At 72.0% G+C, this 14,031-nt stretch carries 10 protein-coding genes; 3 read left to right on the top strand and 7 right to left on the bottom strand.

Going from position 1 to position 14,031, the window contains the following annotated elements; translation table 11 throughout:
• Positions 1–12 precede the first annotated feature (12 nt).
• Together FLW16_RS23900 and FLW16_RS23895 are read right to left on the bottom strand one after the other, a co-directional pair.
• Positions 13–1,776, bottom strand: a complete 1,764-nt coding sequence (locus FLW16_RS23900; protein WP_142562344.1) for an ABC transporter ATP-binding protein — start codon at positions 1,774–1,776, stop codon at positions 13–15.
• A complete protein-coding gene (locus FLW16_RS23895) occupies positions 1,773–3,506 on the bottom strand; it encodes an ABC transporter ATP-binding protein (RefSeq protein WP_142562343.1) in 1,734 nt (577 codons plus the stop codon). Before FLW16_RS23895 ends, FLW16_RS23900 begins: the two co-directional genes overlap by 4 nt.
• Positions 3,507–3,595: 89 nt before the next feature.
• Between FLW16_RS23895 and FLW16_RS23890 the strand changes: the two genes are divergently transcribed.
• The 3 genes from FLW16_RS23890 to FLW16_RS23880 are packed head-to-tail and all read left to right on the top strand — an operon-like array spanning position 3,596 to position 5,692.
• Positions 3,596–4,225: a TetR/AcrR family transcriptional regulator gene (locus tag FLW16_RS23890; RefSeq protein WP_142562342.1), complete on the top strand. Its 630-nt coding sequence runs from the start codon at positions 3,596–3,598 to the stop codon at positions 4,223–4,225.
• Positions 4,222–4,422 carry a ferredoxin gene (locus FLW16_RS23885; protein WP_142562341.1) on the top strand — a complete coding sequence of 67 codons (201 nt, stop codon included), beginning with the start codon at positions 4,222–4,224 and terminating at the stop codon, positions 4,420–4,422. The genes FLW16_RS23890 and FLW16_RS23885 overlap by 4 nt, the downstream gene beginning before the upstream one ends.
• A 1-nt stretch (position 4,423) precedes the next feature.
• On the top strand, positions 4,424–5,692 hold the full coding sequence (locus tag FLW16_RS23880; protein ID WP_142562340.1) for a cytochrome P450: 1,269 nt from the start codon (positions 4,424–4,426) through the stop codon (positions 5,690–5,692).
• Positions 5,693–5,719: 27 nt separating this feature from the next.
• Here FLW16_RS23880 and FLW16_RS23875 read toward each other — a convergent pair whose 3' ends face one another.
• From FLW16_RS23875 to FLW16_RS23855, 5 genes are all read right to left on the bottom strand, one after another.
• Positions 5,720–7,021, bottom strand: a complete 1,302-nt coding sequence (locus tag FLW16_RS23875; RefSeq protein ID WP_142562339.1) for a glycosyltransferase family 4 protein — start codon at positions 7,019–7,021, stop codon at positions 5,720–5,722.
• A gap of 63 nt (positions 7,022–7,084) precedes the next feature.
• Positions 7,085–9,319, bottom strand: a complete 2,235-nt coding sequence (locus tag FLW16_RS23870; protein ID WP_142562338.1) for a P-loop NTPase fold protein — start codon at positions 9,317–9,319, stop codon at positions 7,085–7,087.
• Positions 9,320–9,447: 128 nt separating this feature from the next.
• Entirely contained in the window at positions 9,448–12,030 is a 2,583-nt protein-coding gene (locus FLW16_RS23865; protein ID WP_221891253.1) for a CBM35 domain-containing protein, read from the bottom strand.
• 138 nt (positions 12,031–12,168) lie between these two features.
• Positions 12,169–13,050 carry a carbohydrate ABC transporter permease gene (locus FLW16_RS23860; RefSeq protein WP_221891252.1) on the bottom strand — a complete coding sequence of 294 codons (882 nt, stop codon included), beginning with the start codon at positions 13,048–13,050 and terminating at the stop codon, positions 12,169–12,171.
• On the bottom strand, positions 13,047–14,000 hold the full coding sequence (locus FLW16_RS23855) for a carbohydrate ABC transporter permease (protein WP_185949564.1): 954 nt from the start codon (positions 13,998–14,000) through the stop codon (positions 13,047–13,049). Before FLW16_RS23855 ends, FLW16_RS23860 begins: the two co-directional genes overlap by 4 nt.
• Positions 14,001–14,031 lie beyond the last annotated feature (31 nt).

Here is a 14,031-nt window from a genome sequence, read left to right as displayed (position 1 = left end):
CAGATCAACGTCTCATGGTTCGCCGTGCCATGAGCGCCATAGTGCGGCATAGGCGCCGCCGGCGATGACGAGATCCTCGTGGCTGCCGAGTTCCGTGATGCGGCCGTTCTGCATGACGGCCACCCGGTCGGCGTCATGGGCGGTCTGGAGGCGGTGCGCGATGGCGATGACAGTCCGGCCTGCGAGGACGGCGGCCAGTGCTCGCTCGGTGTGCCGTGCGGTCCTGGGGTCCAGGAGCGCGGTGGCCTCGTCGAGTATCAGCGTGTGCGGGTCGGCCAGCACCACGCGTGCCAAGGCCAGCTGCTGGGCCTGCGCGCCGTCCGGCCGATGTCCCTCATGGCCCAGCTCGGTGTCCAGACCATCCGGGAGTTCGTCGATCCAGTCGGCGCCGACCGCGGCGAGGGCGGCGCGCAGCTCGGCATCGGTGGCGGAGGGCGCGGCGATCTGTAGATTGTCCCGGATCGTGCCCAGGAACACATGGTGTTCCTGGGTGACCAGGACGATCCTCTGACGCAGCTGGTCGGGGTCCAGGCCGGCGACCGGGACCCCGCCCACCGTCACCGAGCCGGTGCGCGGTGCGTCGATGCCTGCCAGGAGCCTGCCCAGAGTGGTCTTGCCCGCGCCGGAAGGGCCCACGATCGCCAGCCGCTCACCGGGCCGGACTGTCAGGTCCACTCCGTGCAGTACGTCGTCCGCGCCGTCGTAGGCGTAGCACACCTCGGACACTTCGAGTCGATCGTCATTCGGTATGAGGCGGGACGCGCTCGGCGGCGCCTGCGGTGCCAGGCCGAGGCCCTCGACGCGGGCGAAGGAGGCGCCGCTGCTCTGTAGCTGTTCGACCCGTTGCAGGATGACGTCCAGGGGCTGGGAGAGCTGCCGCAGGTAGAGAGCCGAGGCGATCACCGCGCCCAGGCTCGTGCCGCCGTGCTCGTGCAGCACGCCACCGACCAGCAGAACGCCGGCCACCGGGATGACATAGGAGATGTCCACGACGGGGAAGAGCACGCTCCGCAGGAACAGCGTTCGGGCCCGGGTACGCCGGCACCGTTCGACCGCCTCCTGACATGCCTCGATGCGGCGCTGCTGCAGCCCGAGCGCCTCGACCGTGCGGGCCCCGGCCGTGGTTGCCGCGAGCTGCTCGGCGAGGGCCGAGTTGGCCGCTCCCTCGGCGAGGTATGCCGGCAGTGCCCGGCGCAGGTACCAGCGGACGGCGAACCAGATGCCGAGCAGGCCGAGCACCCCGCACGCACCGAGCAGCGGGTCGAGCGTGAAGACCGTCCCCAGGATGAACAGTGCCTGGACCCCGGCGATGAGGACATCGGGCCCGGTGTCGCGCAGGGTGCTGCCGACCGCCGCGACATCGGTGGTACCGCGGGTGGTCAGGTCGCCCGTGCCGGCGCGCTCGACCACCGAGGCGGGCAGCGCGAGCGCCCGTTCGGTGTACTGCTCGCGGACGCGTGCCAGGGTGCGCTCGCCGAAACGGTGCCCGACGTAGCTCGCGTAGCGGGCCAGGAGGAGCTGTGCCAGCGCGAAGAGGAGGATGGCGAGCGCCAGCCGGTCCACGGTGCGGACCTCGGCGCCGGCCTTGACCTCGTCGACGATGCGGCCGAGCAGCCATGGGCCGACGAGTCCGGCGCCGGCGGCCAGCGCGTTGAGGAAGATCATGGCGGCGAAGGCGCGGCCGTCCAGGCGGATCAGTCGCAGCGCGGCACGGCGGATCTGGACCGGTTCGGCGATGGGCAGAAGAGCGGTGGCCGGCTGGGAACGGTCGCTCATCGGACGGCCTCTCGTGGTGCGCTGTTCTCCTCGTCCGCGTCGCGGGACACCAACAGGCGGTAGCCGGGCTGTTCGGCCAGAAGCTCACGGTGGCTGCCGACGGCCGCGACAGAGCCGTCCACCAGGTAGTACACGATGTCCGCCTGATCCAGCATGAGTGGTGAGGTGCTGGCGACGACCGTGGTGCGGCCGGTCCGAGCGGCGCGCAGCCGGGCCGCGATGCTCGCCTCGGTATGTGCGTCCACTGCCGACGTGGGTTCGACCGCCAGAAGGATCTCGGGGTCGGCCAGCAGCGCCCGCGCCAGACGCACGCGCTGGCGTTGGCCGCCGGAAAGGTTGCGGCCCTGGGGGGCGACGGGCGAGTCGAGCCCGTCCGGCAGGCCGCGAACGATGTCCTGCGCCACGGCGGCCTGGAGCGCACGTCCGACAGCCTCCTCGTCCCGGTCCCATCTGCCGGCGACGACGTCGCGTAGCGTGCCGGCGAACAGGTCGGCCTCGTTGTCGGCGACCAGGATCCGCTCGCGGACGTGCGTCAGGTCGATCTCATCCAGGCGGATCGCGCCCCAGGTCGCGGAGGACTCGGTGAACCCGCCCAAGCGGTCGAGCACCGCCGCGGACTCCGCCGGCCGGGCGCTGACCAGCGCCGTCATCTTCCCGGGCGCGACCTGGACGCCGGAGGCCGGATCGCGGAGCGCGGCCGGCGACGGCGGCCCGTCCACGGGCATGTCGCTGCTCGCGCTGCCGGGCTCCAGGGCCAGGAAACGCACGACCCTGCGCGCGGCGACGAGTCCGCGACTGAGGTCGTAGCCGCCTTCGACGAAGAACGAGACGGGCACCACAAGGACGGCGGCGTATCCGTAGACCGCCACCAGTTCTCCGACGGTGATGTCCCCTTGAGCGGCCATCCGGGCTGCCAGCCAGGTCACGACGCCGAGGAACAGGGTGGGCAGGCCGACGCCGAGGGCCTGGATCCAGCTGGTCACCGCCCCGACCCGGTGCCCCTTCTCCAGCAACTCCTGCGAGCCGCGCCGGTAGCGTTCGGCGTACACCTCCTTGCCGCCGATGCCGTTGAGAACCCGCAGGCCCCCGACGATGTCCCCGAAACGGGCGGCGAGCTCCCCCTGCTTCAGCCGATACGTCGTCTCGACCACCCGCAACCGCCCCAGCAGCGGGCCGAGCAGCAGCACGAGCAGCGGCACACCCAGCAGCACCACAGCCGCGAGTAACGGCGAAACGTTCAGCAGCAACGCGGCCACGACGACGTAGGCGAGAACCGCGCCCACGCCGGGACCGGTGATGGTCAACGTGTTGGCGATCACGGCGACGTCGCCGAACCCGATCGTGACGACCTCCCCGGCCGTGACCTTGCGCGGAAGAGCCGCGCCGAGCCTCGTCGCCTGCATGACCACGACCTGCACGGAACGGAAGGCGGCGTCCAGGCGCACTCTGGTCATCGTGCGATGCCGCATGATGGCCAGCCACGCATTCACCACCCCGACTCCTGACAACGCCGCGACCCAGCCGACCAGGGCAGGCCGGTGTCCCGGCACCAGCCCGTCATCGACGGCGCGGGACAGCAGGTATGGCGGCAACGTCAGGAAAACCATCCAGGTGCCGCCCAGCACCGCGCCGGCGGCTATCCGGAGGCGCTGACAGGTGACGAGCCACCACAGGTACCGCCCAGCGCTGCGACAGTCGGGGGTTCCGGGGTTCATGATTCGTTCCGTCACGCACCGCACCCTAATCGCCGGCCGATTCGCCGCCGCCTCGGCGTACCGACCTCTTGACGCCATCAAATGAACGACCATTTAATTCCGTCGTGGGCCGGATCGCGGGTGTCACCGCCGCCGAGACGCGGGAGCGGCTGCTGCGCGCGGCCGTCGACGTGTTCGCCCGGCGCGGGTACGACGGCACGCGCGTGGCCGACATCGCCGCGGCCGCCGGGGTGAGCAACGGCGCCCTGTACGCGCACTTCGGCTCGAAGGCCGAGCTGATCGTGGCCGCGCTGCGCGCCCACGGGCCGCGGCTGCTGGCCGACATGCTGGCCGCCGACCCCGACCGGCCGGTCGCCGAGCTGCTGGTCGCCGTGGGCCGCCGCCTCCCTCGCCGTCCCGACGCCCGCGGTTCCCTGATCGTCGAGGCGCTCGTCGCGGCCCGCCGCGACGAGGACGTGGCCCGTCCGATGCACGACTACGTCGGCGAGCGGGCCGGCTGGCTCGCCGGGCTCGTCCGCGCCGCCCAGGACGACGACGAGATCGATCCGGCGCTCTCGCCCGGCGCCGTCGCCCATCTCTGTCTCCTGCTCGCGATGGGAAGCGCCCTCCTCACGCCGGACCTGCACGCGGTGGGCGACGACGAGTGGACCGCCCTGCTCACCCGCCTCGTCACCGCCATCGCCCCGACCGACCCCACTCCGCGGACGCCACCGAAAAAAGGGGAGCACCAGTGAAAGTGCAGATCGATCCCGAGCGCTGCCAGGGACACGGCCGCTGCTACGACCTGTCGCCCGACGTGTTCACGGAGGACGACGAGGGCTACGGCCAGGTCGCCGGCGACGGCGTCGTGCCGGCGGGCGGCGAGCGGGCGGCGCGGGTCGCGGCCTCCAACTGCCCGGAGAAGGCGATCGTCCTCGTCGAGGAGGCCTGACATGACCGTCGACGATCGCTTCGTCCACGACTTCCGGGAGCCGGAGGAACAGCACCTCGGCACCCGCAGCGAGATCATCACCGGGCCGGTCTCCGACTGGACCACCGACTTCTCCCACCTGGAGCCCGAGTGGGCCGCCGACCCCTACCCCATCCAGGACGACCTGCGGGGGCGCTGCCCGATCGCGCGCACCGAGAGGTTCGGCGGCGGGTGGCTGCCGACGCGGTACGAGGACGTCGCGGCGGTCGCCTACGACACCGAGCACTTCTCCTCCCGGGCGATCATCATGAGCAACTACCGGCCGCCGCGGGACATCGCGCCGGTGGGAGCCGTGCCGCCGATCTCCTCCGACCCGCCGTTCCACCACGACGCGCGCAAGCTGCTGCTCCCGGCGTTCACCAAGAAGGAGGTGGCGAAGCGGGAGCAGTCGGCGCGGGCGTTCTGCCACTCGCTGATCGACGGGTTCGAAGGCGCGGAGATCGTCGACGCCGCCCGTGACTACGCGCAGCACATCCCCATGCGGGTCATCGCCGACATGCTGGGCTTCCCGCCCGAGGACGGGCCGAGGTTCAGGGAGTTCGTCGAGCACGCGCTCGAAGGCGTGAACCTGCCGCCGGAGCAGCGGGTCGCGAACATGGGGGAGCTGTTCGACTACCTGCTGGAGCAGATCCGCGACCACGTCGCAAACCCGCGCGACGACCTCACCACCTATCTCATCGACGCGGAGCTGTACGGCCGGAAGCTCGAGCCCTCGCACGTGGCCGGCACGATGGCCCTGCTGCTCATCGCCGGGATCGACACGACGTGGAGCGCGATCGGCGCCTCACTGTGGCACCTGGCGAAGACCCCGGCCGACCGCGAACGCCTGGTCGCAGAGCCGGAGCTGCTGCCGACCGCGATGGAGGAGTTCCTCCGGGCGTACGCGCCGGTCACGATGGCGCGGCTGGTCAAGGAGGACATGCACTGGCGCGGCGTCGACATGAAGGCCGACGACTGGGTGCTGCTGTCGTTCCCGGCCGCCAACCGCGATCCCGCGCAGTTCGACCGGCCCGACGAAGTGATCATCGACCGCGAGATCAACCGGCACGCGGCGTTCGGGCTCGGCATCCACCGCTGCGTCGGTTCCCATCTGGCCCGCATGGAGCTCCGGGTCGCCCTGGAGGTCTGGCTGGAGCGGGTCCCCGTGTTCGGCCTCGCCGACCCCTCGACGGTGACCTGGGCCCCCGGCCAGGTGCGGGGGCCGCGCACGCTTCCGCTCCGCATCGGCTGACGCCCGCGGGGTGAGCGGGGACGGCCGTCACCGGGTCCCCGGGCGGGGGCGCGCGGCGCCGGCGTACGCCGCCAGGGTGTGCCGGGCGGTGCGCGCCCAGCTGTAGCGCTTCCGCACGTACGCGGCTGCCCGCAGGGCGAGCCGGTCCGCCTCCTCGGCGTCGCCGAGGAGGCACAGCAGGGCCGCGGCCAGTTCGCCGGGATCGTCGCGCACGCAGCGGACGGCGCCGTCGCCGACGACCTCGGGCGAGTAGCCGGGCCCGACGACCACCGGGCGGGCGAGCGCCATCGCCTCGACGGCGACCAGTCCGAACGGCTCGTACACGGACGGGAAGACGCAGACGTCGGCGGCCAGGAAGTGCGCGAACACCTCGGCGGAGGCGAGGAAGCGGTTGCCGGCGACCACGTGCCCGGAGGTCCGCGTCCGCTCGATCAGCCGGGCCACCGTCGCGGCGTCGTCGGTCTGCGGCGCCTGCGCGCCGATGAGCACGAACCGCGTGTCACCGTGCTCGGCGACGACCCGCGGCACCGCCCGGATCAGCGTGTGGACCCCCTTGTGCGGCGACGGCCGCCCGGCGAACACGACGAGCCGGCCCTGTCCGCCGGGCAGGTAGCGCCGCCGTACCTCCGCGCGGACCCGGTCGCGCTCGCCGCCGTACAGTTCGGTCAGCCGCAGCAGGTCGGGCTCCTCGAAGCCGTGCGGCACGACGAGCATCCGGTCCGCCGGCCAGCCCCGGGCGGCGAGGTCGTCGCGCATGCGGGCGCTCGGCACGATGATCGAACGGGCCGTCCTCGCCTGGGCCGTTTCCAGAAGGTCGAGGAGGACGGCGTACGCCGACCGGCGCCCCGCACGCGGATCACCCACGTGGGCGTTCAGTTCGCGGGTGTGCACGTGGAACACCACTGGCAGCCGCCCCAGCACGCGGCACAGGATCCCGGCCACACAGCCCATCCAGTCGTGCACGGCGACGACCGCCCCGGTCCGTCCCGCCTCCGCTCGCAGGATCCGGGCGGCCGCCCGCACGTTGAACGCGAGCAGTCCGGCGACCCTGGCGAGCCGCCGTACGCCCGGGGGGAGGACCGGGCCACCGCGCAGGCCGTAACCGGGGGTGGGCAGGCGGTGCAGCGTGACGTCGCCCCGGCGTTCCGTCCGGGGCGCCCGGCTTCGGCGGGCCGTCGCGCCGAAGACCACGACCGGCGCCCCGGCGTCACGCAGGGCGTCCATGATCCGCTCGGCGTACCGGCCCAGCCCGCCGACGACGTCGGGCGGGACCTCCGAGCAGACGGCGTAGACGCGGACGCCGGGGGAGACATGATCAGCGGTGGGCACGGCGCGAACCTAGCCCCTCACACCGCGCCCGGCAAAACCTCCCCGGCCCCCGTCGGCCGGTGACTACGTACGCAGCGGCGCCAGGTCGTCGCCCGCGCCGGAACAGGCACGGATCACGTCCGCCGTGAGCGTCACCCCCGGCACAGCGCACAGCACCTCATGAAGGTCCCGCGAGGCCGCCAGCTCCCGGAGCGATTCCGGCAGGTCCTGCACGCCGGAACCTTCCGTGATCCGATCGACGGCCTCGGGATGCGACTCCAGGTAGTCCGCCAACTCCGGCCATCGGATGCGAAGAAGCGTCCACAGCGCGAGGGTGTCGGTCGGCACCAGGCTGCCCTCCAGAACGCGCACGGCACGCAGGACGGTGTAGGTGTTGACGAACCGTTTCATCGCGCGCGGATTGCTGTGCAGCAGACGGGAGAACTTCGCGAGGGCGTGGTGGGAGACGTCCTGTACGCCGGCGTCGAGGATCCGTTCGACCGCCTGCGAGGCCACGATCTCGCGGACCCGGGGGTCGGCTTTCGCCAACGTCTCCAGCACCTCGATTTCGTCGCCGCTCGTGGTGAGCGCCGCACGGACCTGGTCGGCGGTGGCCGGCGGGGGCTTCGCGACGCTCACACCGAGCAGTTCGCCGAAGTACAGGTCCCGGCTGGCCCCGCCGAGTTTGGGCATGGGGACGCTGAGCTGGAAGAGCTTGTCCAGGAACAGGTAGCCGATCGGACGCCCCGGCTCGGCGACCGCCGATGTGAAGGTCTCGTAGGCGTTCTCGTAGGCGCAGCGCAGCCAGGCGCCGTCCATCGCGACGACGAAGCTCGGGGCATGGAAGTCCGGAGTGCGGCGTGCGGGCCGGCGCCAGTGCTCGGGCACGTCGCGGACGAGCGTCTGGACGGAATCGAGGAAGTTCACGACGTAGTCGGCGTTGCAGCGGTCGAGGTCCTCCACGAAGACCACGATGGGCCGGCCGGCGTGGCGCACGAGCCAGGCGATGTGCTCGGCGACGTCGTTCATGGGGTCGGTGTGGGACTGCTCGAAGGTGCGGGCCCTGCGCGCCGATCCCCACATCGCGTACCTGCTGACGAGGACCCCGGCCGTCCACAGCGCGCCGGCCGCTCCGACGAGCGTGGTCACGGTCTTGAAGGTCGGCTCGACGCTGCGGACCGTGATGACGCCCGCCCTGAACAGGAACGCGGCGAGGAGCGCCGTGCCGACCAGGAGCAGACCTGACAGCACCTGAGGGGCGCCGTCGCGACGGACGCGCGCGAGAAGCTCTCGTACGAGGAAGAAGGGACGTCGCCAAGGGGGCCTGTGCTGGACGACCGCCTTGCGGATCGTGGTGAGCAGCGCCCACCAGGGTGGTTCGATCCGCACATGCCGCCAGGTGTCGAAGAAGGCCACGATCGAGTCGCTCCGCAGGTCGCGGGCGAGCAGTTTGAGCAGGGTGCTCTTGCCCGTCCCCCACGAACCGTCGATGTGCACCAGAAAGGACGCGTCCGGGGCTTCCGCCCGCGCGTGGCGCAGTTGCCTGGCGAGCACGTTCGCCAGCGCGGCCCGCCTGAGCACGTCGCGGTCGGCCGGCGCGTCGCTGACCCACTGCGTGCGCTCCCGGCCGCCGGGCGCGAACTCTCCGGGGCTTCGCCGCCTGGCACCGGTGGCCCCGTCGGCCGAGGTGTGGCGGACGACGGCGTCGAACTCCGGCCACGTCTCGGCGAGAGCGGGAGCCGTGCTCATGTACCCGGCTCTGCCGCCTTGCCCGTCCGCCGCGAAGAGGATGCCGAGCGCCGCGCCGAGTTCGGGGCTCCAGACGGGCGCTCCGGAGTAGCCGGCCGTGAACCCCGCGCTGTCGGTGGCCTCCAGTTGGACGGCGCCGTTCGGCAGGCTTCCCACCGTGCGCCCGGACGCCCAGCGCCCGTCAGGGTAGCCGTGCGGAAATCCGTAGGCGCTCACCTGAAGGCCGGGCGGCGCGGCGGGGGCGAACTCGACCGGCCGGACATCCGGCGGCAGCGCCGTTTCCAGCCGGAGGACGGCGAGGTCCCCGGTCGCGAGATCCGAACCGGGCTTCGCCGGCGCCAGGAAGTGGACACGTGCCCGCGAAGGCCCCGTGCGGAGGAACGGGAAGTCCACGAGCACGGTCTCCGGCTGTTCCTCCCTTCCGCCGGTGATCACGTGCGCGCACGTCAGCACGAGATCCGCGGCGACGAGCACGCCCGCGCCCGCGACCGTCCCCGTTTCGTCGGCGATACGGGCGACGGCCTGCTCGACTGTTGCCTGCTCGAGTGTGGAAGCCGGGGGAGTGCTCATGGTCACATCGTCCTACGCGCGGACGGGAGATGTGGCACGTCTCAACCCACCATGCCCGGTCGTCCGTACGGCCGGCGGGGCGCGGCGAAGGAGGGCCCGCCGTGGACGGGCACGGCGGGCCCTGCCGGTCACTTGGCCGTGTTGTCGACCTCCAGCACGAGCCGCGCGAGCTCGAACCGGTCGAGGTTGGGCGCGTACGCCGTCGCGTTGCCGAGGACGAGCGCGCCGGAGGCGGTCGTCAGGGTGAGCGGCGTCGCCTGCGACCAGAAGTTGTCCCACGCGTAGCTGTGGCGGAACACGCCGCGCGTCGTCGTCCCGCCCGTCTCGGTGATGTCGAGGAACCGGCTGATGACGTCGGTGTTGTACGGGTGGCCGGTGTTCCTGTCGGCGTTGGCGTAGTGCGTCACGAGGACGTACTCGCCGGGGCCGAACCCGGCGGGCCTGGTGAGGGTGAGCGTGTTGCCCGCGCCGTTGCCGACGTCGCCCACGTAGGCGCCCGCGGAGGCGTTCGAGCCGCTCGTGGCGGGGACGGTGACCACGCGGGCCGTTCCGGCGCGCTGCGCCTGCTCGGCCTCGATCCGGTAGGCCGCCGCGTCCGCCTCCTCGGCCCTGACCGTGGTCAGGCCGCGCAGCCGCAGGCCGGCCGGGCCGCCCACCTCGACCACCGAGATGCCGGTGGGGAGGTACACGCGGGCCCGGGAGGCCGCCTCACCGGGGCGCGTCGCCCGCACACCGGCGATCCGCCGTCCGTCGACGCGGACGTCGAGGTCGCCGGCCCCGGCCGCCTTGTAGGAGAAGGTCAGGTCGTAGTAGCCGTTCTCGCTCACGGCGGCGAAGAACGTGGCGCGGGCGCCGCCGCCGAGGGTGACGGCGGCGCCCTTGCCCTCACGGGTGATGCCCGCGCCGCCGGACAGCCGGGCCTCGTCGGCCGGGTACGCCGCCCGCTCGGGGCCGGTGATCTCGGTGAGGTCGAACTTGTCCAGCGTGACGTCGCTGCCGGGCAGCGGGGTCGTGCCGTCGGCGCTGGTGCGCAGGGACAGCTCGTGGGTGCCGGCGGTCAGCTCGACCTCCACGTCGGTGCGGCCGCGGTAGGTCCAGCCGAGGTCGGCCGAATACTGCACGATCTGGTCGAGCGTGCCGTCCACGAACAGCGCGTGCCTGCCGGGGGCCTTGTTCGCGCCCTGGAAGACGCCCAGGCGGTAGCGGCCGTCGCGCGGCACGGTGACCGGGAACGTGACGGCGGAACCGGCCTTGTTCATGGAGCCGACGTCCCGCTTGCCGGAGGTCGCGTAGAGCTGCGGGTCGGCGGTGGTGTCCTGGTTGTGCGCCTGGGCCGAGGTGAGCGTGGCCGACTCGGCCTCCACCGCGACGCTCCACGGCGCGTCGGCCGCGGGCGCGCCGCCGCTCGCCGGGACGATCGTGACCCGGTAGGCGGCCATCACGTCGCCGCCAGGAAGGTCCACCCGCAGCGTGCCGCCGCGCAGGGTGGTCCGGGTGGCCGCGACGACCGGCGGCTGCACGGCGTCGCCCTCGTAGCCGGTCCACGTCGTCTTGGACACGACGACGTCGACCTGCTTGCCGAAGACCGCGGAGTCGAGCCCGGAGACGTCGAGCCGGACCGGCGCGGCGCCGCCGCCGACCAGCACGGTGCCCCGCCGTACGGAGGGGTCGACGGCCGCGACGGCCTGGACGGTGTCGGGGACGCCCGGCTGCGGCGGGGTCACCTTCACCGTCTGCCCGGTCAGGTCCGCGTACCACTTGAGCAGCGACCACGCGCCGTTGGCCTGGCGGGTGCGCACCGCGTGGTCGGAGAGGTTGCCGGCGTAGGTCCAGAACGCCATGTCGGCGTCCACCTTGGTGTCCTCGAACATGGTGATCCACTGGATCATCTGGCCGGGGACGGACATGTCGCGCCGGTTGCCGTACTCGTCGATGTTGATCGGCAGCGGGCCGATGCCGAGGTCGCGCTCCATCTGCCGGTAGTTCTCGTAGTGGCCCCGATAGGCGGCGAGGCTGCCGCGCGACAGTTCGTGCCAGGCCATGATGTCCGGCAGGCAGCTCCTTCCGCCGCAGGTGTTGTCCCTGGCCCAGGTGAGGAAGTCGCGCAGGCGGCCGGGGTTGTAGCCGGCCTCGTTCGGCCCGACGATGCGGGCGCCGGGGTCGATCGAGCGGATGCGCTCGACGACCGCCTTCCAGTCGCTGAAGAACTTCTGCTTCATCGTGGACCAGTTCTGGTACCAGATGCCGTCGGGCTCGTTGAACGGCACCCAGACGAACCTGCCCTTGTCCTGGGGACGCTCCGCGACGACCTTGCGGACCATCGCGTCGACCTTGGCGAGATAGTCGTCGATGCCGAGGTTCTCGTAGGGCCACTTGCTGTAGACGTCCTGCATGTAGACGACGATCTCCTCGCCGCCCGCGGCGAAGAAGCCGTCCGCGATCTTGAGCGCGTCGCCGTTGGGGTGCTGGTCGCCGTCCGGGGCCTTCTGGGCGACCGTACGCGGCCGGGCGCCGGCGACGAGGGGGTCTCCGGGGACGCCCGGGTCGGACAGGCCGTACAGCATGCCGGTCGCCCCGCCGTGGACCGGCCCGGTGCGCTGCGCGAAGTCCACCGCGACGACGTCGGCGGCGGCGGTGTCCGCGCCCGCCGGTCCGGCGACGGGCCCGGCGGTCAGGGCCGCCGCGGCGAGGGCCGCGGTCACGGCCGTCACGCGGGCACGCCGGAATGACCTTTGTCGGTGCATGGGTGTCCTCTCCTGTTACCGGGACGCGCGAGCGCCCGGAGGGGGTGGTACGGCGGGCTCGACGGGCACCGCCGGGATCGGAGGCGGAAGGTCGCCGCGCGGTCGTTACTTGACGGCGCCGCTGGTGATGCCGGAGATGATCTTCCGCTGGGCGACGGCGAAGACCACGACGAGCGGCAGGCTCATGAGGATGACGTAGGCGAAGATGAGGTGCCAGTTGTTGAGGTAGAGCCCGGCGCTCGCGACGCGGAAGAGGTTGAGCGGCAGGGTGTCGAGGCGGCCGCCGACCACGAAGAAGGCGTAGAAGACGTCGTTCCAGACGTAGAGGCAGACGAGGATCGTGGCGGTGGCCAGGACCGGCCGAAGCAGGGGCAGGACGACGTGGAAGAAGACGCGCACGGGCCCCGCGCCGTCGATCTGCGCGGCCTCCTCCAGCGAGGCGGGGATGGTGCGGACGAAGCCGGTGACGAAGAAGATGACCGTGGACATGTAGATGCCCATGTAGACGCCGATCATCCCGACGGCGCTGCCCGCCAGGCCGAGCTGGCGCAGCAGCAGCACGAGCGTGACCACCGCCGGGGGCAGGATGATGCCGCTGATCGCGAGCGCGTACAGCACGGCGTTGAGCCGGGTGGCGCGCCGGGCGAGGATCCAGGACGCCATCGACCCGAAGATCAGGACGCCGGCCACGGCGGGCACCACGACGAGAAGGCTGCCGAAGAACGCGGCGGGCACCTCGCCCTCGCTCCACACCTCGCCCAGGTTCTCCAGCAGGTGCCAGCGGGTGGGCGGGGTGAGGTTCGGGATCAGGGCCTCGCCCCGTGACTTGCCTGCGGTCGCCACCACGAGCCACAGCGGGATGCCGATGGTGACGACTGCCAGCGCCGTGGCGGCGAACGGCTGCAGGCGGGTCAGGAACGAGGTGTCCCTGGCCACGGAGCCGGTCACGGAGGAGGCGTGCCGGCGGGCGGGGGAGTGCGGCGTCACAGGATCTCCTCGCGCTTGCGCAGGATGCGGATGACGGGGAAGGCCATGAGCGACACGAGCAGGAACAGCACCAGGCTCATGGTCGTGGCCTGGGCGAACAGGCCCTGTCCGAAGGTGCGGTAGATGAAGATGTTGAGGATCTCGGTGGTCCGGGCCGGACCGCCGCCGGTGGTGGCCTGCACGATGTCGAAGCCGTTCATCGAGCCGAGCAGGGCGGTGGCGACGTTGAACGTGATCGCCGGGGCGAGCAGCGGGAAGCGCAGGCGCCGGAACGCGTGCCACCGCGACGCGCCGTCGATGCGGGACGCCTCCATGATCTCCTCGGGGATCGTCTTGAGCCCGGCCAGGTAGATGAGCATGGACAGGCCCATCCACTTCCACGCGTGGACAAGGGCGACCACGACGATGGTCCAGCGGGTGTCGCCCAGCCAGGCGTAGTCCACGTCGTGGCGGAAGATCTCCGACAGCAGCTGGTTGAGGCTGCCCTCGGGCTTGAGCAGGGCCTGGAAGATGTAGCCGACGGCGAGGGCGGACATCAGCACCGGGATGAGGAAGAAGACCCGCAGCGTGCGGTTGAGCCAGGTGTCGCGCTCCAGCAGGAGGGCCAGGCCGAGCCCGAAGAGGTTCTGGAAGACCGCCACGAGCACGGCGTAGACCACGGTGATGCGCAGCGCGGAGAACAGGGTGCCGCTGGAGGCGAGGTCGGCGAAGTTGTCGAACCCGACCGGCCTGATGGCGCTCTTGAAGCCCGACCAGTCGGTGAACGCGTACACGAAGTTGAACGCGGTCGGCAGGAAGAAGAACACCAGCAGGATCGCGAACGCCGGGGCCATGAACCACATCGGGTGGGTCCGGTCCGGCCTGCGGCGGGTGCGGCCGGCGAGACCGCGCGGGGCGGGCGGCGGCGCGAGCGGCCGGTCCGGGACGGGGGTGTCCGTGGCAGTCAGCATGGCATGTCCTCAGGTGCCGGGCGCGGAGACG

This window comes from Microbispora sp. KK1-11, from assembly GCF_006874435.1.
In the GTDB taxonomy this organism is placed as follows: domain Bacteria; phylum Actinomycetota; class Actinomycetes; order Streptosporangiales; family Streptosporangiaceae; genus Microbispora; species Microbispora catharanthi.
This window is presented reverse-complemented; position numbering and strand designations above follow the sequence as displayed.